The sequence below is a fragment of the Candidatus Finniella inopinata genome, from assembly GCF_004210305.1.
GTDB classification, from domain to species: Bacteria; Pseudomonadota; Alphaproteobacteria; order Paracaedibacterales; family CAIULA01; genus Finniella; species Finniella inopinata_A.
The window spans coordinates 126,909-149,801 of record NZ_SCFB01000006.1; the positions used below are offsets into that span (position 1 = coordinate 126,909).

The 22,893-nt window shown below is 42.1% G+C and carries 16 protein-coding genes; 13 read left to right on the top strand and 3 right to left on the bottom strand.

The annotated features are described in order from the left end of the window. Positions 1-318 precede the first annotated feature (318 nt). Positions 319-1,338, top strand: coding sequence for an aminoglycoside phosphotransferase family protein (locus tag EQU50_RS05575; RefSeq protein WP_130154150.1), 1,020 nt, complete (start codon positions 319-321; stop codon positions 1,336-1,338). Positions 1,339-1,566: 228 nt separating this feature from the next. Here the strand turns inward: EQU50_RS05575 and EQU50_RS05580 are convergent, their stop codons facing one another. Further along, positions 1,567-2,280 (bottom strand): isoprenyl transferase, encoded by a 714-nt coding sequence (locus tag EQU50_RS05580; protein ID WP_277986311.1) that lies wholly within the window; start codon positions 2,278-2,280, stop codon positions 1,567-1,569. 128 nt (positions 2,281-2,408) lie between these two features. Here EQU50_RS05580 and tilS point away from each other — a divergent pair, with 128 nt between their 5' ends. Further along, the gene (tilS, locus tag EQU50_RS05585) at positions 2,409-3,440 is read left to right on the top strand and encodes a tRNA lysidine(34) synthetase TilS (RefSeq protein ID WP_130154152.1); all 1,032 of its coding nucleotides are present in this window, start codon (positions 2,409-2,411) and stop codon (positions 3,438-3,440) included. Positions 3,441-3,451: 11 nt separating this feature from the next. On the opposite strand, the gene EQU50_RS05590 is transcribed toward tilS, so the two are convergent. After that, a complete protein-coding gene (locus tag EQU50_RS05590; protein ID WP_130154153.1) occupies positions 3,452-4,327 on the bottom strand; it encodes an RNA polymerase factor sigma-32 in 876 nt (291 codons plus the stop codon). Positions 4,328-4,548: 221 nt separating this feature from the next. Between EQU50_RS05590 and EQU50_RS05595 the strand changes: the two genes are divergently transcribed. The 3 genes from EQU50_RS05595 (at position 4,549) to EQU50_RS05605 (ending at position 7,984) form a co-directional block, all read left to right on the top strand. Beyond that, positions 4,549-5,064, top strand: coding sequence for a hypothetical protein (locus tag EQU50_RS05595; RefSeq protein WP_130154154.1), 516 nt, complete (start codon positions 4,549-4,551; stop codon positions 5,062-5,064). Positions 5,065-5,088: 24 nt separating this feature from the next. Next, positions 5,089-6,468, top strand: a complete 1,380-nt coding sequence (dnaA, locus tag EQU50_RS05600; RefSeq protein ID WP_130154155.1) for a chromosomal replication initiator protein DnaA — start codon at positions 5,089-5,091, stop codon at positions 6,466-6,468. A gap of 184 nt (positions 6,469-6,652) precedes the next feature. Further along, complete coding sequence (locus EQU50_RS05605) at positions 6,653-7,984, top strand: MFS transporter (protein ID WP_130154156.1); 1,332 nt, start codon at positions 6,653-6,655, stop codon at positions 7,982-7,984. Between the two features lie 70 nt (positions 7,985-8,054). Here the strand turns inward: EQU50_RS05605 and EQU50_RS05610 are convergent, their stop codons facing one another. Next, the gene (locus EQU50_RS05610) at positions 8,055-8,714 is read right to left on the bottom strand and encodes a type II secretion system protein (protein WP_130154157.1); all 660 of its coding nucleotides are present in this window, start codon (positions 8,712-8,714) and stop codon (positions 8,055-8,057) included. Between the two features lie 314 nt (positions 8,715-9,028). Between EQU50_RS05610 and EQU50_RS05615 the strand changes: the two genes are divergently transcribed. The 8 genes from EQU50_RS05615 (at position 9,029) to EQU50_RS05650 (ending at position 22,891) form a co-directional block, all read left to right on the top strand. Further along, positions 9,029-9,478 (top strand): hypothetical protein, encoded by a 450-nt coding sequence (locus EQU50_RS05615; protein WP_130154158.1) that lies wholly within the window; start codon positions 9,029-9,031, stop codon positions 9,476-9,478. Between the two features lie 159 nt (positions 9,479-9,637). Beyond that, on the top strand, positions 9,638-11,401 hold the full coding sequence (locus EQU50_RS05620; RefSeq protein WP_130154159.1) for an ABC transporter ATP-binding protein: 1,764 nt from the start codon (positions 9,638-9,640) through the stop codon (positions 11,399-11,401). 74 nt (positions 11,402-11,475) lie between these two features. Further along, complete coding sequence (locus tag EQU50_RS05625; RefSeq protein WP_130154160.1) at positions 11,476-12,210, top strand: hypothetical protein; 735 nt, start codon at positions 11,476-11,478, stop codon at positions 12,208-12,210. Between the two features lie 327 nt (positions 12,211-12,537). Continuing rightward, a complete protein-coding gene (gene tssA, locus EQU50_RS05630) occupies positions 12,538-13,656 on the top strand; it encodes a type VI secretion system protein TssA (protein ID WP_130154161.1) in 1,119 nt (372 codons plus the stop codon). Between the two features lie 38 nt (positions 13,657-13,694). Continuing rightward, on the top strand, positions 13,695-14,294 hold the full coding sequence (locus EQU50_RS05635) for a hypothetical protein (RefSeq protein WP_130154162.1): 600 nt from the start codon (positions 13,695-13,697) through the stop codon (positions 14,292-14,294). A gap of 4 nt (positions 14,295-14,298) precedes the next feature. After that, positions 14,299-15,597, top strand: a complete 1,299-nt coding sequence (locus EQU50_RS05640) for an HlyC/CorC family transporter (protein ID WP_130154163.1) — start codon at positions 14,299-14,301, stop codon at positions 15,595-15,597. A gap of 235 nt (positions 15,598-15,832) precedes the next feature. Continuing rightward, on the top strand, positions 15,833-20,404 hold the full coding sequence (locus EQU50_RS05645) for an NUDIX domain-containing protein (protein WP_130154164.1): 4,572 nt from the start codon (positions 15,833-15,835) through the stop codon (positions 20,402-20,404). 564 nt (positions 20,405-20,968) lie between these two features. Next, complete coding sequence (locus tag EQU50_RS05650) at positions 20,969-22,891, top strand: peptidylprolyl isomerase (protein ID WP_130154165.1); 1,923 nt, start codon at positions 20,969-20,971, stop codon at positions 22,889-22,891. Positions 22,892-22,893 lie beyond the last annotated feature (2 nt).

The window sequence follows — 22,893 nt, forward strand, 5'->3', positions numbered from 1 at the left end:
CCATTCCGTCGCCATACCTGCCAACAACAGATACGCTAACCCATCCAAGTACGGCGACCCCAGCCAGATAATCGCAACAACCAGCGGGACGCCGATCAGAGCGGTTAGAACCCGCAGGAAAAGCTCATTGTAAAACGGCATTGTCATTAGGTCAGTTTTTTTAGAACCTTGGAAATAAATCATTAATAAGTACCTGTTCTGATGAGATGAAGCTCATCCTTAGTAAATCTATAAAACAAGAACCAATCTGGGTCAACAGGAAGGGTCAGAGGCGAAAATATTGACGGATTATCCCTAGATTTCTTGTATACTTTCAATATGATTGAAAAACCACCTTTTTCAAAGAAACGTATTATTGATTGCGTGAAAATCAATTACGGCATTGAAGTTGCGATGCTTACAGTCCTTCCCCTGGGTGCGGATATGCATGCGTCAGTATATAAAGCTCAAACGCATAACCGGTCCTCGTATTTCATAAAGATCAAACGCGGTCACCACCATGATATCAGCGCTATCACGATAGAATTGTTACGTAATGCTGGAATTCAACAAATTATTCCCATCGTTAAAACAATTCATGGTAAAGCAACTCAGCGTATTGACGACTTTACACTGACTGTATCCCCCTTTATCAATGGTCGAGACGGATTTAGCCGTAACCTAACGGACGATCAGTGGTTTATGCTCGGCAAGGTGATGAGGCAAATTCACGAAATTAATGTGCCGCTTTCAATCGAAGCCAAGATCCGGCGGGAATCTTATTCACCCAAATGGCGACATGCCGTTCGGTCTCTCTATCCCCTTATTGGAGACAAACCGAGCGGTGACATGACTTCTATTAACTTACTGAGATTTATTAAGAAGCATACAGCCGCTATTCATCGGCTGGTAGATCGCGCTGAACAGTTGGCCCAAGAGGTCCAAGACCAGTCATCTCAATTCGTGCTGTGCCATTCTGATCTTCATGGTGGTAATGTATTAATGGATGAAAATGACACCATTTATATAGTGGATTGGGACGACCCTATCATAGCCCCTAAAGAACGTGATTTGATGTTTATCGGCGGAGGTGTTGCGAATATTTGGAATAAACCGCACGAGCAAGAGTTGTTTTATAAGGGCTATGGAAAGGCCGAAGTTAACATGAAACGCTTGGCATATTACCGGCATGAACGAATCGTAGAAGATATAGCGCTTTATGGTCAACAGTTACTCCGAACGATGGCAGGAGGCCAGGATCGAGCTAAGTGGTATAAAGAATTTATAGCCCAGTTCGAGTCTCAAGGCGTCGTAGACATAGCATTTAAAACAGATGAGGAACTTACAAATTATATTTAAATTATGTTAACGACACTACGGAAGTAAGACCTTAAGCATTTTTGGGACTTTTCCCTTCCAGACGTTCTCCCCTGATTCTTAAGTTTTTTCATCAGATAAGAGATTTATACTGCACTACCTTTAACGCCCGGCGCCACCGAAATTACTCCTTGGTCGAATTTATCCGAGCGTTGGACAAAATGCGCCCTTGGGGGCCCTCCTATAGAACCCTGCGTAAATAATACAATCTCATAAGCCATAACGACGTTGCCTACGATGATATGTTTCAAGCGCCTGGTCAAACTCATCCGTTGTAAAGTCAGGCCACAAGGTTTGGGAAAAAACGAATTCGGTATACGCCATTTGCCATAACAAATAATTACTCAATCGCAGTTCTCCGCTGGTTCGAATCAATAAATCTGGGTCTGGAATGCCTGCTGTATAAAGGTGTTGCTCCACAATCTCTGGCGTTACATCATCGGCATGAAGAGTGCCCTCGGCGATCTTATGGGCGATGCTTTTCGCAGCCTGGGTCAATTCTTGGCGGGAACCATAGCTTAAGGCTAGAATAACGGTAATGGTGGAATTATCCTCTGTTTGTTTTTCAGCCTGCTCAATCAGGGTTTGAATATCCGGGGGCAAAAGATCCCGCTGGCCGATCACACGCAGACGAACACCATTTTTCAGTAAGGACTTCAGTTCATTTTTTAGATACCACCGGATCAATCCCATTAAATCATCAACCCAACTTTTCTGACGCAGCCAGTTTTCCGACGAAAAAGTATACAGGGTCAAATATTTAACACCCAATTGTGCGGCCCGTTCGGTAATGCGCCTGGCTGTCTCCGCGCCTGCCCGATGACCTGCGATCGTTGGCTTGCCCCTAGCTTTGGCCCAGCGGCCATTACCGTCCATAATAAGGGCTACGTGGACGGGAATTGCAGTTGAGGAAACGTCGATCACAAAAAATAATGTTCTAAAAGTATATTGTTCAGATCAAACATCAAGTATTACAAATCCGTCAAGAGATTTTGCTCGTCCGCTCTTGGGATTTTCTGTTCGGCTTTTCGGATGACGCTTTGATTTCCTCCATGCTAAGACTTATAAAGTTTGACTCCGACGGCATCTTCACGTTATTGACAATCCTTTCGAAACTTGAATTCGCGGCACTGCTAGACCCTTTTTATTTACAGGGCAAGGTTGCTATTGCCGTATCAGGGGGGGGTGACAGCCTGGCCTTGGCTTTGTTGATGAAAAAATTGGCTGACGAAACCCCGAATCCCATGAACTTGGTTACATTGACAGTTGATCATCAATTGCGGCCTGAATCGACAGCTGAGGCGGGCCAGGTCCACCAGTGGATGGATAGTCATGGCCTTGAACACCATGTCCTAACCTGGCATCATCCGCCCTTGACGCATGATATCCAAAACAAGGCGCGTGATGCCCGGTATCAGCTTTTATCTGATTGGTGTCTTGCCCATAAGGTTGAAACGCTGATGACGGCCCATCATCTGCATGATCAATGGGAAACGATCATGATGCGCCTTAGCAAAGGATCAGGTTTGACGGGTTTGTGTGGAATACGCGCCATGGTGAAAACCAGTTTTGGGCAACTTGTGCGCCCTCTGCTGACCATTCCCCCTGACCGCTTAACGTTAACGTTACAGACCTTTAAGCAACCTTTTTTAGACGACCCCAGCAATAAAAATACGCGCTTCGAACGTGTTCGCTGGCGTCAATTGTTGACCATACTTAGTGATGCAGGCTTAACACCTGACAAAGTTCAGAAAACACTTATTCAATTACAGGCTGCTGAGGATTTTTGTGAACAGCAAACCGACCAGGCTCTTAAGGTTTGTTTTAAGGATGATCAGGGTTTAAAGCTGGATTGTTTCAAAACATTGCCTGTTGAGATTGCGTGCCGTGTTTTGAAAAGAGTGATCTTGAATATTGGGAAGGCTCCTTACCCCTTGAGTCATTCCGTTGTGCAACGATTGTATCAAAAGCTTATAGCCCCAACCTTCAAAGGCGCCACTGCTGGCGGGTGTTATTTGAAAAGAACCCAGGGTGGATGGATTAAGATCGAGAAAGAATCCCCCCGGCGGTCTAGGAACATATAGTCATTACATTGTTAATCAAGAATTTCACGGACACCGTGCACATTATTCATTAAAAAATGGCGTAACTTTCGAATAGAACGTGCCTCTATTTGTCTAACCCTTTCTTTTGTTAATTTTAATTCTATACCCAGCACCTCTAAGGTCATTGGTGAATCGCTTAACCACCTTTTCATTATAATAAGCCGTTCAATGGGATTTAGACAATCCATTGCCTTAGCAATCCATTTTTGACATACATGATTATCGTGCTGCTTGACACTGGCTTCTTCGGGACTGGGGCGTTCGTCCCTCAGCAAATCTTCCCACTTATTTTCACCCCCTTCGCTTATTGAGGCGCTTAATGACAGATCAGGGTACAAAAGTCGGCTTTCCATATTCCTTACATCCTGCACAGACACATTCAGCGTATCGGAAATATAGCGTTGTTCTTCTGGGTTCATCAAATCCGTGCTAATTTTCGTCAACTTATTCCTCAAGCGGTTTAAATTAAAAAACAACACTTTTTGAGACGTGGTTGAACCTGTGCGAACGATCGACCAATTTCTTAGAACAAAATCTTGAATATGCGCGCGAATCCACCACTTCGCATAGGCCGAGAATCTAACCTCTCTTTTGGGGTCAAATCGTTCAGCCGCGTGCAATAACCCAAGGTTACCTTCTTGGATGATATCCGCCAAAGGTAGTCCATAGTGGCGATATCGAAGCGCAATGCTAATAACAAGCCTGATATAAGATCTTATCAGAGTATGCAGCGCTTGTTGGTTGCGGGTGTCATGCCAAGCCTTCGTTAGTTTTTCTTCATGCTCGCGTTCCAATAAGGGCATGCTCATAGATTGGCGCAAGTAATTTAAGTCAGCCTTGTGCGATTGTTTATTAATTAAGTCCATCTTTAGGACCTTTCTTAAATATAATACCTATTGGATTATGATAATAGTCTTTCGAAGTTAATGTTTTGTTAATAAAAGGAGAATTATTAAATTATTAAAATTAAAATTAAAAACGATTTTTAAATATTGAAATGCGTTGAGAGATAGACATAAAATACCCTCTAGACGTTATGATGCGTTTATGCGAATACAAAATAGCTTATACTCAATTAGGTTTTTTAATGTCCCAATCAAAATCCCGCCTAGGTCCGGTCCTAGCCCTTCTTTGGGTGGCCTTTGTGCTTGTGGGTTGCGGCACGGATGCTATATTTTCTGCGTTTAAATCCCTAAGTAGCTTTAGTACTGCAAAAGTCTGGCTTGAAAAAGTTAAGTTCAAAGCTGCTGATAATGTGAATGACACATCACCTGTAACCATCCATATTATTATTGCTTATAACCCCGAACTTTTGAAAGAACTCATGAAAATGGATGCTGAAACGTATTTTCGTAAGCTTCCTCAACTTAAAAGCGACTATGCTGGCCAATATGATATTTTTGAATGGGATATCATTCGCGGCCAAAGGCTCGAGGCTCCCATCGTAGCCACCCGTGTATCGGGCGAGGGGGCTGTGGTTTTTGCCCGATATAGCAGTCCCGGCAATCATCGTGCTACCGTTGGTGAAGAACACGAAATCATTATTCAATTGGATAAGCTGGATTTCAAAGTGATTCCGGTTACTTCCAACTCAAATTCTTAAACCGCGTTCATTTAGGCTTTTTGCATGACAGTTTTATCGACCTTGCCAGATTCAACAGAATTACTGAAAATCCTGTGGAAAGAGGTTTCAGAAAAATTAATTCATGAGCTTGGAGAAACAGTTTTTAAAAGTTGGCTTCAGCCTTTAAATGTTGAAAATTTAGAAGATGGATGCCTGTATTTAACAGTACCTACACGTTTTGTTAAAGATTGGGTTTTGGCGAACTATGGTGAAAAATTATTGTATCACTGGAAAGCGGCCTTGCCTGAGGTCAAAAAGCTTGCCATCAAGGTCCAATCCGTCGCCTCTGAAGGCTTAAAGATTTCCCCGCAAGACAGGTTTTCAAGCCCAGAAGAAACACTGGATGAACAGCGCGAAGACGTAGGCGCCGCTCTTGACAGCCGGTTTACATTTGAAAATTTTGTGGTTGGTAAGCCCAATGAGTTTGCCTATGCTGCAGCCCTTCGTGTTGCCGAGTCAGATGCTCCCTTATTCAACCCCTTGTTCCTTTATGGGGGAGTTGGTCTAGGTAAAACCCACCTTATGCACGCCATCGCATGGCATATTAAAAAAGTTCACCCCCAACGCAAGGTCATTTATCTGTCGGCCGAAAAATTTATGTATCAGTTTATTCGGGCGCTTCGTTATAAAGACACCGTTTCTTTTAAAGAACAATTTCGAACAGTCGATGTCTTGATGATTGATGATGTGCAGTTTATCGGTGGCAAGGAAACCACACAGGAGGAATTCTTCCATACGTTTAATGCCTTGGTTGACAATAACCGCCAGGTGATCATGTCGGCAGACAAATCCCCCTCTGATCTTGAAAAAATGGAGGAGCGTTTAAAATCACGGCTGGCTTGGGGATTGGTCGCTGACATCCATCCCACCACCTATGAACTTCGGCTGGGCGTTCTGCAAGCAAAAGCAGAGAGCATGAAGGTAGACGTGCCTAAGGAAGTCATGGAATTTTTGGCTTTTAAAATTAGTTCCAACATTCGCGAATTAGAGGGGGCCTTAAACCGAATCGTGGCGCATGTAACTTTGGTAGGGCGCAACATCACCCTTGATACTACTCAAGATGTCTTACGAGATTTGTTACGGTCTAATGACCGGCGCCTATCTGTTGAAGATATCCAAAAACATGTTTGTGAGTTTTATAACGTCAAAATGTCGGATTTGCTATCAAGCCGCCGATTACAAAATATAGTGCGCCCTCGTCAAGTCGCCATGTATTTATCTAAAATATTAACATCAAAATCTTTACCGGAAATTGGACGAAAATTTAGTGGCCGCGATCATACAACTGTTTTGCATGCGGTGAAAAAAATTCAAGAAATTTCTGCCAAAGACGGGGAGTTTGCCAGCGACATAGACATCTTGCGTCGATCGCTGGAGAATTAAAACTGGACAAATACGGCCAAATTCAATACATATAGTTGGCATTGGGTGTACGTAATTATCATGTTTATTATAGACTATTTTGTATCGGAGAGTAGAAATGCAAAAACATAAGAATGCTAGACAAGTTTCTACAAGAAAGTCAAAATTGTTCTCGCTCAATTTTAAACTGACTAGGTAAGCGTTTATGGTGCCTTCTTATATTATTACCTCTATACCTCCCTTAGACTCCGCTGATAATCGTCCCGCCTACAAATACTGGCGGATACGAATCATGTATTCGATGATGATAGGGTACGCAGGGTTTTATTTGCTACGGCAAAATTTCACCATGGCTATCCCCTCTATGCAAAGTGAATTGGGATACAGTAAAACCCAGATTGGGCTCATTATCACCCTAGCTGCTATTGTTTATGGTTTGGGGAAAGGCCTTAGCGGTTTGTTAAGTGACCGCAGTAATGCGCGTTATTTCATGACCTTTGGTTTGTTGATGTCTGCGGTTATGAACTTCTTCATGGGCATGAGCTCTAGTCTGACTCTTTTCATGGTTCTGTGGACCCTTAATTCCATCTTCCAGTCAATGGGATGGCCACCGTGCGCCCGGTTGTTAACCCATTGGTTCAGCCCCAAGGAAATTGCCACCAAATGGGCATTATGGAATACCTCTCAACAAATTGGGGGGGGAATTGTGCTTATTTCCGCCCCGTTCTTAATTGAACATTTTGGCTGGCGGTATGTTTTTTATGTACCCAGTATTTTTTGTATTTTTTTGGCAGCATTTTTGTTCAATCGTCTGCGCGACACACCTGAATCATTAGGATTGCCGTCCATTGAATCCCATCACGGTCTTTCCAATGGTGTTGAGGATGAAGAAGATGAACGCCTGTCTATGCGCCAAATTATGTTTGATAAGGTTATGAAGAATAAGCTTGTCTGGTACGTTTGCTTTGCCAATTTCTTTTTATACATTGTGCGTATGGCCGTGTTTTATTGGGCGCCCACATTCTTGCGGGAATTCAAAGGCAGCTCTTTGTATATGGCGGGATGGCAGGCGGCCGCCTTTGACCTGACAGGGATGTTTGGGGGCCTTGTGGCGGGTTATCTGTCAGACAAAGTTTTTGAAGGCCACCGGGGCCAAGTAGGGTCCATTTTCATGGTTCTTTCCTGTCTATGCGTTGTATTGTTGTGGAAATCACCCGTTGAATCAGCGTGGCTGCACTTTATTGGCATGATGGCGATTGGCTTTTTGGTTTCAGGTCCGCAGATTTTGGTGGGTGTCGCAGCTACCGACTTCGCATCAAAAAAGGCGGCAGGAGCTGCCTCTGGTTTAACGGGAACTTTTGGATACCTGGGCACAGCCATTACAGGCGTTGGCATCGGATTTATTGTTGACTATTCAGGTTGGGACGATGCGTTTTTGTTGGTGACCGTATCGGCCCTTTTAAGCGCGTTCTTTTTTGCCCTGACATGGAACCACCGCGCTAAAGTTTTGGAAGAAGCCTACGACGAGAAGTTGTAGCCTCTCCAATGATGGCAAGATCTGTTTGGAAACAACGCACTAAAGGCTTACGATTTGAAAGTTGTCCGTGCTAAAACACAGACAAAATCACACAGGTTGGCGAATCAACTTGCAGGTTCAGATGGTCTCCTTGGACGCATTGGCCCAGTGGAACGCCCTGTCCTTCCATAACCCTTATGTTTCCTTGGGTAGGGTTCAGATTACCCCCTTCTTCGGCTTTACTTTTAAGTTGCTGGGCCTGTTTTGGCGTTAACAACCCCCCATTTGCTTGATCACCATTTTCTTTGCCAAGTCTTATCCAGTGCCCCCGACAGGCATCATTTGGTTGAAAAACAACGCTGTACTTTCCGCCAAATTTTGAAGTTGGGGCAGTGGGGCTGCCCAATTGTCCAGCCTTGTTTAAATGCTGCCAAAACGCATTTACTTCATCCCCCTCAATAATGCCATTTCCATTACCATTCGCAACGCCCGAGCCAAAATGCGTAACGGCATGAGGATCATCACCGGGTAGAGCGCCATAGGTTTCTTGATACATGTGTATAGCCAAGCGAAACCGATTAATATCATTCATGACAGACCGAATTTTTGCCGATTCCAGTAAATCTTGGCCTTTGAAAACCGCGCCAGCAATGATGCCGATGACCATCAAGACAACGGCTAATTCAATAAGCGTAAAGCCCGGCATAGTAGCTATCCGAGAGAAACCAAAGTGTTTCCTTGTTACAATCATTCTAAAACCTTAAGTTTTTAAAAAAGTATCGTTTAGTTTGCTAGGTTTGAGTGCGTTGATCAAATAAAATTTGTCGAAAATTTGTTTTTTCTTAGGTGTAAATTTTATTCACAATTAAAACGATCTTCTATGAATTTACGTTTTGTTAACGCCCTGTTCTAAAATGAAGTGCAACACCAAGAAAATCCTTGGGCTGTCTTACACCACTCGAGGCGTTCCAAAAAAATTTACCAGGTGTTGCACTTCAGACTTGAATGCGGCAACTAATTTTAGGTAAAATTATAAATACTGTTAATTATTAGAGTTTTTAAAAAATGAAATTTTCTTCTTTGTGTGTTCTAATTCCTTTCTTAGCAAGTCTAGCCTATGCATCAGACTCGTCACCAGATGGTTACGTGCAGGGAAAACCTATTAGAACCATTTTAATCAACCCTAATAACGAACCTTCTGCAGAAAACTTTTTCAAGGGAAAAGATTTGGTCAAAGGCGAGTTATTTAACTTTCAAAAAGGCCTTGATGTGGATGAAAAAACGTTAAAAGTTAGCAAGATTGATTGGTGGGTTATTGGCGACGATAAAGAACCAAAAGGAACTGTTGATAAGTTGTCAGACATTCCTTATGAGACCTTAAAAGCTTTTTTTTCTACAATTCAGAATGACAAGACTACAAATGATAAGACTATTTATGTCTTTGCCTCTTGTTACCCCATCCCCGAAAAGGAAATCGGTATCCTGATTTATACCGTCCCAAGCGACCCTAATTGAACCTGTGTCATTAGTGCTTAGATTCGAATAACAATATAGCCGAAAGAACCAAAATACATTTCTAAAAAAAAGAGTGCAAGTGTATATTAGTAATTAATAATTAAGGCAGTTACACGTCTCCTCACGTTCTGCCAGTCTTTATACTGAATCGGTTATTTTATGCATTTGCCTCATACTCCGTCTGCCTTTTTGTGGCGTTACGTAAAGCTTTTCAGGGGGCAATTCATTTGTCTGGTGGCCTTTATGTTGATCTGGGCCTTAAACGAATCTTTATTCCCTTATTTTTTGAAATTGTTCGTAGAAGGCGTTACCCATGTGGATCCCGCTGGCTCTTTATGGGAAAACTTTAAATTCCCGATTGTTGGGATAACAGTCTGCTGGCTAACCATGGAAATTGCCATGCGTCTTTCAGGAGTTATATCTTATTACTTATACCCTGCATTTAGAGCCAAAATGCGCGAAGACACGTTTGACTGGGTAAAAGACCAGTCAGTCGATTACTTTTCATCGAACCTAGCGGGCAGCATTGGGGCAAAAATTGCCGATATCCCCAAAAGCAGCCATCAGATTATCGATCATTTTATTTGGTATGTTATCGCCATCTTCTTCGTTTTTGTCAGTTCCATTGTAGTGGTTGCGCAGGCCAGTTTTGTATTTACGGCTTTAATAACCCTTTGGTGTGCCACCCACATGGGGATCACCTTTTACTATCTAGAGGAAGTGCAAAGTAAATCCTCTGACCACTATGAATCCATAGCCACATTAAATGGCGAAACAGTTGATATCATTAATAATGCAAGCAGTATGAAGTTTTTCTCTCGGGTTGGTTTTGAAACGCAACGGATAAAAACGTTCCAGGCAACGGAAATAAAAAAATCTAAAAGCGCCACCTGGGCCATTCAAAAGGTTGATTTTTTCAGAGGATTTGCTGCCCTATGTTTCATGCTGACTACAATTTCTTTGTTATTAAAAGGTTGGAAAGATGGCTGGCTTAGCGTCGGAGATTTTCCTCTTGTCGCTATGACAAGCTTTAATCTATTGGGACTGATATGGCATATGAGCATGACGTTGGTCGATATATTTCAAGATATCGGTATCCTTCGCGGTTCTTTGTCTTTATTGCGGCATGAACATTCCGTGCAGGACAAACCGACGGCTCTTGAAATTTCTGTCCCATACGGAGAAATAGAGTTTAAAAATGTTGTCTTTGGGTATCGTAAAAATATGCCTTTGTTTTCGGGGCTGTCGGTTCGTATCAAAGCCCTTGAAAAAGTTGGCCTGGTGGGGTTTTCAGGGTCCGGCAAAACCACCTTTGTGAATCTGATTTTGCGTGCCTTTGACATTGGCAGCGGGGAGATTTTGATTGATGGGCAGAATATAGCCAATGTCACCCAGGCGTCATTGCGGGAACACGTCACCCTGATCCCCCAGGACACCAACCTGTTCCATCGGTCAGTTAAAGAAAACCTGACCTATGGGAATTTAAACGCCACCGATGAAGAAATTGAGGCAGCTGCCCGAAAAGCCCATTGTCATGGCTTCATTCAGAAACTGGAAAACGGTTATGACACTGTGGTTGGTGAGCGGGGATTGAAACTTTCAGGCGGACAACGGCAACGTTTGGCCATTGCCCGGGCGTTTTTAAAGAACACGCCGATCTTACTTTTAGATGAGGCGACTTCTGCCTTAGATTCCGAAACCGAGAAAGACATTCAGGTCAGTTTGCTTGAATTGATGGCGAACAAAACAACCCTTATTGTGGCTCATCGCCTTTCAACCTTAAAACATATGGATCGTATTTTGGTTTTTGATAAAGGCCAAATTATTGAAGAAGGTTCACAAAAGGAGCTTTTGAAAAAAGGCGGCCACTTTGCCCATCTGTGGTCTTTGCAACACGAAGGTTTTTTGCCCGATAAAGAGTAAAGCTGTTTATATTTTTGCTAAAATGGAGTATAAAGTGAGGGACAGTTAGTTATCAGTAAAAGTAGGAGGATAAAATGAAAAAATTATCAATCAGGTTAGTTTATTGCTTAACAATCCTAAACATCTTTTCTTGTGAAATTTCAGCAAGTAGCTCTAGTTCTAGCGCAGATCTAAAGGATTTCACGGCCGCGGGGTTCACGGTTCAACCGTTAAGTGCGCTGGTGTCACCCTCGGAAGATTCTTTCCAGGGCAAATTGGTCAAACATTATAAGAGCGCTGAACGTGTCTTTGTTGTGACTAACTACCCAAAAGCTACGGGCAAAACTGAAACGAATTATGCTCCCCTTAGAGCTGCTGGGACTCCCTTCGATACCGTTGTTATGTCCCGACTCAAGGAAGAAGCAGACGGAACCTCTGACCTGCCACGCATTCTGGGCAGTTGGATTCAAACCGGGTTTTCTTCCCATGCCATAGTGACACTGGATGGAACAATTGCCTGGTGGGTTGATCCAACGCGGTGTAAAGGACAAATGGCTGGACCATGGAATGCCCATTCTGTTGAGGTTCTGGTTGCTACAGATTCTGGTCAGAATCTTGCTGATGCTCAAATCCGTTCCCTTGGGTCCATAGTTAGTTTTGCCCAGGCTGTGGGAGAAGAAATCAAGCATCTGGTTTCCCACGGAGAAGCCCGCGGTTCAGAATCAGAAGGGACTATCGTGAATCTTGATAAGGCCAGACAGGATTTAGGATTAACGAAAAACCCGAAAGCGGAACATAACCAAACTGCTCTAGATGAAAAGAAATCCTAGAATCACTAAGGAGGTGCGAAGCAGTTAGTAGCTGTTTCGCGCCCCTGCCTTTAACCGCGTCTATTCCTCGTGAAATTTCTTCATATTGCCTTTGATGTTCTTAAAAACAGCCACCTTTTCAAGCTTAAATTAGAACTTAAAACATACGTAAAATTGTCAGAAAATTTCGTTGCACCAATCGAAGAAGTTGTATCTCACTTAACACCTATTTTGTGTCCAATTTTCTAGGATCACTATAGTTCTTGTGGTGATCGTATCTTTCCCTCTTGCCGATTTGCAAATTGTGGTGTGTCATAAAAAGATAGCATTCATAGTAAGAAACGCTTTATGTCAGCAACTGTGCGATCAAAGGTCGATTTTCCAACTCTTATTTCTCCCTTACAAGAAGGGGGTGAAGCGGGCGTTTATTTAAGATATGATCTTGTGTACGATCAAATTCGTGAAGCCAGACGAGAGGAAGACAGCAGCCTCTCCCAGGGCATTTGGCAAACAGAATTTAAACGGGCCGATTGGCCTTTGGTCGAGAAACTGTGCGTTGAGACCCTGTCAACACGATCAAAAGACTTGCAAATTGCCGCCTGGCTGACCGAAGCCTGGATTGTGCTTGATCAGTTAAAGGGGGCCATCCAAGGCATTACCCTTATTACCAATCTGTGCACAACTTATTGGCCCGCCCTGTATCCGGTGTTGGAAGACGACGATTCTGAATCTGTTGAACAACGCCTGAGTCTGTTTGAATGGATGGATGAACATTTTGCCAATCGGCTATTATTTTCACCGTTAACCTATTGCGAGGCTGATCCTGCGTTATCGTCCCTTTCGTTGGCTGATTGGTTGTCAGCTACTAATTTAGAAGTGATTGCTAAAAGAACCCCCGACGGTAAAAACCTGATTACCCAGGCGGAAAATCAGGGAAACGTTACGTTAAATCGGTTTCGAAAAGCTTTAGAATTGACGGCAGCTGATCACTTACAAACCTTATTAGACCAATTTTCCCAATTGCTACATGGTTTAGATACCCTTTGCCATCAGTTGAAAGCCCTCGTAAATAACCAAGCACCCAGCTTTAATAAATTAAGAAATATCTCGGAAGAGATTGTTCGGATTCTAAAAACAAGTTTTGAACAAAAATTACAACAGGCGCTTAAAGAAGACGCGCCCAACCTACCTTTATTCGAAAATACACTTGTACCTCCGACAGATCCCATTCCCTCACAGAATCCGGACGTGGTCACCATTTCTGAACGTCATGACGCCTATCAAGCTTTAAAAGATATAGGCGGATTTTTAAAATCCCTGGACGGCCACAGTCCAGCCCCCTATCTGCTTGAACTGATTGTGTCCTGGGAGAATAAAACGTTGGTTGAGATTCTGTCCGATATCGGCAAGGGAAATCAAGAAGGACATGTGTTACTAAGATTATTAGCTAATGCCATCAAAACGTGATATAAATCACCAAATTTAGTTTGTGAGTGAGCAAGTCAATGTCCGTCATCTTTTTTTTATTCTTAGCCCTGTTAACAGGAGCTCAAGCTGATGGAAACAAAACTCCTGAGGCTTCTGTCTGTGAAAAAGAGCAAGCTTTAGAGGTTTTGAAAAAGGAGATAGAGGTGCTTCATTCTCTTTTAGAGAAAAGAGAAAATGCACCAATAAAAAATAATAATGACGCATTGCAAAAAAGATTTCGCGAGGCCTTAGAAAAAGCGAAGGAAGAATTAAAGAACATTGATAACGCCATGAAGGACTATAATAAACAGCTGCAGACTGATAAGGCATTGACCACGCCATGGCAAAAATTTGAACAAAATGTATCTTTGCAGATTGAATCTTTCCAAGATTATATGCAAGAACTGCAAAAAATATATATCGAAAGTAAAGAGCAAGACCCCACAAACTTTAGACCGGTGACCCCAGGCAAAGAGCCTCGTTTAGCGAGGCCTGTGCCTCGTAAAAGGAAGAGAATAAAGTCTGAGCTTACGCAACCATTGCCTTCTTCTTCTGAAAACGAAAACGGCAGCGGACCAAAAATACACTATCGCGATGCTGAACCCTCGAGATCTGATGAAGAACCCTTTTTAAAATAATTATATGACGACTCTCTTAATTCTGACCATTGTCCTTTTGTTAATGGCTTCGGCCTTTTTCTCGGCTTCCGAGACCGCGGTGACGTCCGCCTCCCGCGCTAAGCTGCATCAACTGGCCAAAGAGGGCGATGAAAGAGCCAATATTATCCGACGGCTTCAAGAAAAAATGGGCGCGGTCATCAGCGTTCTTTTGACCTGTAACACCATGTTGAACACCCTCGTCGCCTTTATTGCCGCCGAACTGTTTGATAATGCGGGGGGGTGGGTTGGCAAGCTTCTTGCACCCTTTATTATGGGCGCTCTTATCCTGATTTATGCTGAAGTCATGCCTAAAATGGTTGCATTGAATGGTCCGGAACGCTTCATGCTTCGAGTCTCTAACCTCTTGAATTTTATTTTCAGGCTTTTTCGCCCTTTGAATAATGTTATTACTTACGTAGCGCGCGAAACCTTAAGCCTTGTCGGGATTAAAACTAGTGGCCAAACATCTCTTTACGCATCGTTGGAAGAGCTGCGCGGCATTATTGACATGCACCAAGGCCCTGGGCAAGATGTTCCGCAGGAAAGAGCGATGCTGAAAAGCATTTTGGATTTGGGATCCGTGCATATTGGTGAAATTATGATTCATCGTAAGAATGTCACCATGCTGAATGCTGACAATCCCACCAGTATGATTTTGGATCAAGTCTTGTCCTGTCCCTTTACCCGTTTGCCCGTTTATAAGGGGGATCCTGATAATATTATTGGTATGCTCAACACCAAGGCTGTTTTGCGGGCTGTGCGCCAACATTCTGGAAATATGGATGATTTAGATATTCAATCCATCACCACCAAACCGTGGTTCGTACCAGAAAGCAATGACTTACTGGGCCAGTTACAGGCTTTTCGGGCGCGACGCGAACATTTTGCTCTGGTAGTGGATGAGTTCGGGGTCTTATTAGGTATAGTCACTCTAGAAGACATACTGGAAGAAATTGTGGGCGAAATTGATGACGAACATGATATTAAGGTTCGTGGCGTTCGTCCTCAGCCCGATGGGTCATATATTATTGATGGCACTGTGACCATTCGTGACCTGAATCGCCAGTTGGAATGGGATCTGCCTGATGAGCCCGCTGCCACCGTCGCCGGCCTTTTGCTGCACCACGTGCGCTTAATTCCAGAAGTCGATCAAATTTTCATATTCCATAATTTTAAGTTTCAGATTTTGCGACGCCAACGCAATCAAATCACGTTGATCCGTGTCACCCCACTTACGCCGCTGAAACATGACCAAAGGGACGGTGAATTAATAGCTGATTAGAACCTTGTTTCTGGAAAAAATCTCTGCCGTAAAATGCCCGTAAAATTATATGAATGGGGTATAACCAGTCTAAAACATCATGTCATTTTACCTACCTTTCTATTTTAGGTCTGCGGCACAAGGAATTTTCGGCGGTTAGTGCTTAGTAGGCCGTGTGTCTTTTTTATACAACCCTTAGCAAAAAATTAACCATAATAAATCATACTCTTATTATCAAGGGTTAGGGGTTTTGTATATGCTTGGTTTTTTATTTATAATTTTTTTATTTAATGTATTGTTTTCTGGTGCACAAGCTAGTGCACCAATTAAAGTTTCCAGCTTTCAAGAGATACAGTCGCAATTAATGAAGTTGCCACAAGCTCAGGCTGATCCAGCAAAACAAGGCTCAAGAATTCAAATTTTGATTGATATTGATGATATATTCTTAGACGGAGACAAAGAAAGCAATGCAACAAAGCCAGTATTGTTAGTAGGAGAAGCTGTTGGCGCTGCGGCTGGCAGTGCTACTGAAAAAAAATTTAGTCAGCAACAAACAAGTGCCTCTCTTGTTGACGAAAAAGCCATTCAATATATTTACAGGTGGTTATCGTCTGGTTATCAGGTGGCGTTTTTAACTTCAAGAAATGAAAATGAACGCGGCACAACTGTTAAAGAGTTAAGTAAAGTTGGCATTCAGAATATGAAAAACATATCGCTTTATATGACCGATGGTAAAGAGAAGGGAGAATGGCTAAAGGATTCAAACCAAACGCCCATATTAAATGGTGTTACCACTCTCATCTATATTGATTATCACAATGATCATCTAAAATATATCAATGATAATGTATGTAAGACAGGTACTCCGTGCTATCTTTTTTATTTTGGTAATGGCGTTTTTCCGCCCAACGTTTATGGTTTCCCAGAAAATCTTGAGCGGTTTACAAAGCAGCATACCGAAGCCGGTGGTACACGGTCTACCTTTATCCTAAAAGAAGGGGATAAGCCAAAGTTTGTTTTAAAAGTAGTAGCAAAAGATAGGGTTGATCAGTTTAAAGAAGAAGTGCTCGCAGATGCGATTTATCAAGCGATTGGGGAAAAAGAGCCGAGTTTTGGTGTTCAGGCACCAAAATTTCAAATTCGCCGTGATCAGGGCAGTCTTAGTCGCATCACTGAATTTTTACCAGGCGTTGAGTTAGGATTTAATCAAATCTCAGATGATCAAATCGCAGATGTTGCTAAAGGATTTATCGTTGATGTTTTTATGGCAAATTGGGATTTGGTAGTTAGTGGTAAGAATTTTTGGGTCAGTAATAGCAAAATTTATCGTATGGATAATGGGGGGGCCTTACGCTACCGAGCACTGGGTGAGCTAAAAGCGAGATCAGGTTATGATTTTAGTACAGCGGTAAACGATTTATATACTTTAAGAGGGAAACAATCTCCATATAAGTCAAGCTTGGAAGTAAGCATATATGGGCAAAAGTTTTATGGCCAATTAACTGAAACACAAATTTTAAAACAAATTATAAAGCTTGTAGCCTTACAAGATAAAATTCTTGCAACTGCAGATCAATATAATGCATGGCTGAATATTAAAGACTACGTCAATTTAAAATCGGATTTGATAACTCGTTTAGAATCTTTAAAGAAATATTATTACGATCAGGTGCAACCAGTAGCTCAATATGAACAAGCGCATCCTTTTGCAGTTGTTATCCCCAATAAGAAGTCATCGGCAAGTATTTTGATTGTTGTAAAGGATGGCGAGAAGAATAAAGTATTGTTAGGCAAAGACGCTAATCATGCATGGTGGGGGAATTTGGGGGGGGAAGCGGAAGACAAAGATAAGACCCTTTTAAAGGCTGCTGTGCGTGAGGTCAGGGAAGAATCCATGGGACTCTATCACGTTTTGACGGATGACCTTGTGAAGGCCCCCTTCCATGATTTGATTAAAGGCGGGGATCAGCCCGACGCCTTGCATCGTATGTATTTGCTGGAGGGTCGGGATTACATAGATCCGGCGATATTCAAAAAAACGCTTGATAAGCAAACAGCTAGACAGAGCCGAGAATACGATGATTTTACCTGGGTTGATGTGGCCGAGTTACTAGCGCTTGTGAAAAGTGTTCAGAGTACACCAAACCAAGTAGGCAACAAAAATCAGTATTTTTTAACGGATGAAAAGGGTAAGAAGATTGCCATTCATCATCCGTTAATGGATATGTTGCGCCAAGTACCGGTTGTTGCCTGGTTGGAGGCTTTGGCAGGGAACGGTAAGGTTGGCCCCACCCATACCCAAGGGAGTATTGGGTCCAAAGTTATAGAGAAAGCCCAAGGCAGTGCAGCAGGATCGTCGACTTCAGCAAACGCTTCAAGCAGTTCAGCATCTTCGAAGGAAAAAGACCCAAGGCACCCCTATTCGTATCCTTATCCACCATTTTTTGACCCAAGGGCAGAGGAAGAGGAAAGACTGTATTATCTTATGAATAAACATCTAGCTTTAATGACGCAGGTGAAGCAAAAGGGAGAGAAGATACAAAAAACCCTAAAGCGGACAGGATTGTCGACGACTTCAGCAAACGCTTCAAGCAGTTCAGCATCTTCGAAGGAAGAGGAAGCCCAAGGCGCTGAGGCAGGATCGTCAACCTCGGCAGTGGGTCTAAGCAGAACTGAAACAGCCACCGATATGCATCTAAGATGGAGTTTAGAGAAGGCGAAACAAATTTATACCCCAGGAAATGACCAGCAAAATATTTATTTATTCTTAAAAGATGTAAGCCCTTTATCAAAAGGCTACTGTGAAGAATTTAACGCTGCCTCAGGCACATGTGCACCGGGTACAACAAGTTACAAATGCATGCTTTTAGAGGCTATGGCACAAGAAAGGAAAATGAAGAACTGGTTCGTCTTTTACCATACTATGGAAGACAAAATGGCATTTATTTACGATATGATTACAGAACTTAGGAAGATTTTAAAAGTTGATGATACTAGTAGTGACACAAATTCTAGTATCTCTTATCTACGTGCATTTAATACCTTTTTCAAGGGGGTGCCAAACGTTGAGGCATTTATAGCAGATCAATTGCAAAAACAACAAAAAGATTTCCAATCACTAAATAACTATGATGCTAACTATGCAGAAAGTGGACTTTCAACCAATATTTATCTTTTTGGTAACCCTAATGAAGGGAGCTCATCAACTTTCAATTTAGTGCATGAAAATACATCACTCAGTCCTCCAAAATATCAAGAACTTTTACTCCATGTTCTTATCCAATTTGGCATTATGGATACAAAAAAGTATTTTGATTTGTTTGAAACATATTTTGGAAACAATACGCAAGGTCAACTCTTACAAATTTTTATCAATCCAGAAATTGTGGATGATGTAGTCTATTTAGCGGCTACTATGGGCAAGGGGCTTTATCCAAGCTTTGCGGAACAAAAAGAAAAATTAAGTCCTAGAACTTTCTTAACAGAATTGCGGAATAATATTAATGCGGCACAGCGTTTGCCATCAACAATTACTCTCGATACATTGCAAGCCCGAATTTTCCTAAAGCCAGAAATTATGAAAAATCCTGATAAGGTCAAAATTGTACGTTATTTTAAGGTTCCTCCAAAAGAAGGTTATTTAAAAGCACTACGCGCAATGATTAAGGATGATATTATGCAATGGTTAAGTGAGCATAACAAATTGCCGTCTTCTACCTTAGAAAGCTCATCATCAGCTCCATCCTTAGCACATTCATCATCGTCGCAAATCCCTCCTATACAAAAAGCGTACGTAAATTTTATGTTCAAAGGAACAGGGAAAGTATATGAAACAAGAACGGCTGCATCGATGTATGGTCAATTTTTGAAAGCCGATGATTTAGATGGCATTAAACAAATACTGGCACAAGATCCAAATTTTGATTTATTTAAACCAATTGCCAATACTGCATATCAAAATAGTATGGATAAATCACAAATTTATCCAGTGAAATTGCTCAGTCAAGCTCGAAAAATTAGTGCAATGATTTTAGGCAAGTACGCTAATCAGGTGCAATCTCATATAGAAAACGCTATGAAGGGTAACGCTGAAGAAAAGGAAGCTTATCTAATTTGGTGTCGTCTTTTAGTTGAAATTAGTGATCGGCTTGATAAGCAAGCCGAAGCATTAGCAGCCGCAAGTATAACCGAGGCATTGAACCGGGAAAACGCTTTAAAATTATTTGATATGCTTATTGCAAAAAAACGATCTACAGAAGCAAAAAAAGTAGTAATGGAAATAATAGTTAGTAAAGATAGTATAATCCGTGCAAAAGCTTTGACCTTATTTAAGGCGCTTATTGAAAACCATCAAATTGACCCACAAAATAACGATAAAGATCTGTTTGAAAGAGTCAAAAAAACAGCGATAAAAGGAATAGAGAGTTATGATGCCGAAAGAGATGCTGCTTACAGCTTATTTGAGGCGCTTATTAGCAATGGCCTATTTGATGCAGCAACACAAGCAGCGACTGTGGCAATGGAAATGTCACAGATCAATGCTTCAAATTTTGCTTTCAATTTGACTGATGTGTTTATTCGAAATAATCAATTTAATATAGCAGTACAAATATTAGCTACAGGAATCAAGCAGGGTTATAACTATGACGTTAAAAATAAAGCATGCCACTTATTGGAGGGGCTTGTTAGAAGCGGCAAAAGCATCACAAAAGATCAATTTATTCCAGCAGCAAAAGAAGCAAAGGAAGTAATAAATAATCAAGACTATCCTCTTATGGACAACGCTAACAAATTATTGGAAGCGCTCGCTGAAAAAGGTATGTCATAAAAGCAGTTGAATTAATAGATGAAGCAATAAAAATAAATAATCAAGACGATACTGTTATCGAGAGCGCTTTCAAATTATTGGTAGGACTTGTTGCAAAAAATCAGGGTTTTAAAGAAGCTATAGTTGCAACAAAAGCAGGTATGGCTAGTGCTAATGATTGGGTGAAATGTTTTGCAATTCTATTATTTAGGGAATTGGTAAAAAAGGTCAGGGAATTGAGGGTGCGCAAAAGGCAGTTAAGCAAGCTGTGCTGAGTAATCAAAAAAAGTGCGAGATTATGCCCAGCAATTACAAGCCTTCTTGTTCTAATTATGTCGTGGTATGCAGATAACTCGACCAGGTTTCAAGGGCGTGGTTTTTGGGTTCTACAAGTGTCGTAATATCTAAGTTAGCCCGAGAGCATCAGGGCCTGTGGCGACCATAAAAGCTTTTCATAAAAGATGCGTCCAACGGCCAACGCGCATCAGAAAAAGGTTTGAATTTGTCCAACGTAACTTCAGCAGTTGTGGGCGCAAGGTATTTTGTTTAAAGTGAAATTATCGTTTATAAAAAATTTTAAAGAATATGCTGCAATCTTTTCGTGAACAGTCCGGCAAATGGTTTATCAAAGTTTTATTTGGCGCAATTATCGCCAGCTTCGTCATATGGGGAATTGGCGATATCATCAGAGGCTATGGCCAAAATCGACCCATAGCCAAGGTTGGAAACCAATCAATTTCCTATGATCGGTATGCAACAGCGTTGCAACAAGAAATCAGCAGAATTCAACAAATCATTAAAGAACGCGTCGCGCCTGCTCAGCTGCAACAGTTGGGAGTTTATCAACAGGTTTTGGATCAGCTGATCAACCAAAGCGTTTTAGAGCAAGAATTGGAAAGATCAAAATTAACGGTCTCGGACAGTTTGGTCCGGAATCAGATTCATTCTATCCCCACTTTTCAGCAAAATGGCACCTTCAATCGGCAGCTTTTTGACGAGCTTTTGCGTAATAACGGCCTTAGTGAACAGGCTTTCCTGAAAGATATTAAACAATCTCTTTTAAGCCAACAGCTGGTTGCCCCTTTAACCGTTGGCATGATGTTGCCGACTTTTTATCAAGACCTATTGTTCAAATCTTTAAGCGAGAATAAAGTTTTCACATTTGTCATGGTTCCGTTTGAAAAGATGAAGTTGACAAACAATCCTACAATGGAAGACTTCAAGCTTCACTTTACCCAACACCAAGATCAGTATGCGGTTCCTGAGTTTCGTTCTGTAACGCTTGTATTAGTCAAAACCAAAAGCTTGCTGGCTCAAATTCCCGTCAGTGAAGACGAGATAAAGCAAGAGTACGAAGCACAGGCGGCTCAGTTTACAAAGCCAGAACAACGATCCGTTAAAAGCCTTACCTATGTGACCCAAGACCAGGTCGTAGAAGCTGCCAAGCTCATTAGTAAAGGGCAGCCATTGGAATTGGTGGCTAAGGCAGTTAAGGGCGGAAGGGTTGAGGATTTAGGCGTTGTTGAAAAGGCAAATCTTCCTGAAATCGCAGCAGATGTTGTCTATAGTCTAGAGCCAAACAAGGCGTCAGAAATGGTTGACACAGGCTTTGGTTACACAATTTACCTGGTCACAAAAATTATACCCGAAACCCTGCAACCTTTAAGCGAGGTTAAAGCCCAGATTCAAGAAAATCTGCGTCTTCAAAAGTTTGGGGATTCCCTAACCGACCTTAGAAATAAAATAGAAGACAGTCTGGCCGGCGGTGAGAAATTAGAGGATGTGGCCAAGGCCAACCAACTGCCCATAGAGGCCGTTCCGACGTTTAACCAAAAGGGATTAAGCAAAGACGGTAAGCCTGTTTTGGCGAGTTTGCCTGTGCCAGTTATCAAACAAATTGTTGAGCAGACCTTTAGCCTTGCGGAAGGGGCTCAAAGCCCTGTGGTAGAGGCCAACCAAGATTATTTCTTTGTGGTGCAGGTTAATAAAATTGACGCCCCCTATGCCCCAGAGTTCGAGGCCGTCAAGCATTATGTTGAAAAAGATTTGCTGCTTGAGAAAAAAAACGAGGCAGCGGCCAAATTGGCGCAGTCGATGACTCAACAAGTCAAAAGTTTGTCTGATTTAGCACGTCTAGCCAGCCAACATGGCCTCTCAATCATAACCAACCAAACCTTAAGTCGCGCTGACTTTTCTTCAGAAAAAAAAGATAAACTGAATGATCTTCAAAAGAATCTAAGCCCTGATTTATTGGCAAAAGCTTTGCAGTTGCCTGTGAATCAAGCGACTTATGGATTCCTGGCAGATAACAGGGGGCTTGCAGTTGTGATGTTGCAGCGCGTTGAACCCTTTAAAGTTGACCAAGAAAAACGTAAGAAGTTTGGCGGCCTTTTAAAAGATATGGTTGAAAAGGATATTATGGCCCTTTTGATGCAAAACTTCCGTACTCATTTTAAGGTTTCGATTGATCAAGACTTAATGAAACGGATGACGCAAGACGCTGGCTAGGG

Coding starts and splice junctions, on each gene's coding strand:
- tilS (WP_130154152.1), top strand. CDS start 2,409: ATGCTAAGACTTATAAAGTTTGACTCCGACGGCATCTTCACGTTATTG.
- EQU50_RS05640 (WP_130154163.1), top strand. CDS start 14,299: ATGACGACTCTCTTAATTCTGACCATTGTCCTTTTGTTAATGGCTTCG.
- EQU50_RS05610 (WP_130154157.1), bottom strand. CDS start 8,714: ATGATTGTAACAAGGAAACACTTTGGTTTCTCTCGGATAGCTACTATG.
- EQU50_RS05650 (WP_130154165.1), top strand. CDS start 20,969: ATGCTGCAATCTTTTCGTGAACAGTCCGGCAAATGGTTTATCAAAGTT.
- EQU50_RS05625 (WP_130154160.1), top strand. CDS start 11,476: ATGAAAAAATTATCAATCAGGTTAGTTTATTGCTTAACAATCCTAAAC.
- EQU50_RS05645 (WP_130154164.1), top strand. CDS start 15,833: ATGCTTGGTTTTTTATTTATAATTTTTTTATTTAATGTATTGTTTTCT.
- EQU50_RS05590 (WP_130154153.1), bottom strand. CDS start 4,327: ATGGACTTAATTAATAAACAATCGCACAAGGCTGACTTAAATTACTTG.
- EQU50_RS05635 (WP_130154162.1), top strand. CDS start 13,695: ATGTCCGTCATCTTTTTTTTATTCTTAGCCCTGTTAACAGGAGCTCAA.
- EQU50_RS05595 (WP_130154154.1), top strand. CDS start 4,549: ATGTCCCAATCAAAATCCCGCCTAGGTCCGGTCCTAGCCCTTCTTTGG.
- EQU50_RS05605 (WP_130154156.1), top strand. CDS start 6,653: ATGGTGCCTTCTTATATTATTACCTCTATACCTCCCTTAGACTCCGCT.
- EQU50_RS05620 (WP_130154159.1), top strand. CDS start 9,638: ATGCATTTGCCTCATACTCCGTCTGCCTTTTTGTGGCGTTACGTAAAG.
- EQU50_RS05615 (WP_130154158.1), top strand. CDS start 9,029: ATGAAATTTTCTTCTTTGTGTGTTCTAATTCCTTTCTTAGCAAGTCTA.
- dnaA (WP_130154155.1), top strand. CDS start 5,089: ATGACAGTTTTATCGACCTTGCCAGATTCAACAGAATTACTGAAAATC.
- tssA (WP_130154161.1), top strand. CDS start 12,538: ATGTCAGCAACTGTGCGATCAAAGGTCGATTTTCCAACTCTTATTTCT.
- EQU50_RS05575 (WP_130154150.1), top strand. CDS start 319: ATGATTGAAAAACCACCTTTTTCAAAGAAACGTATTATTGATTGCGTG.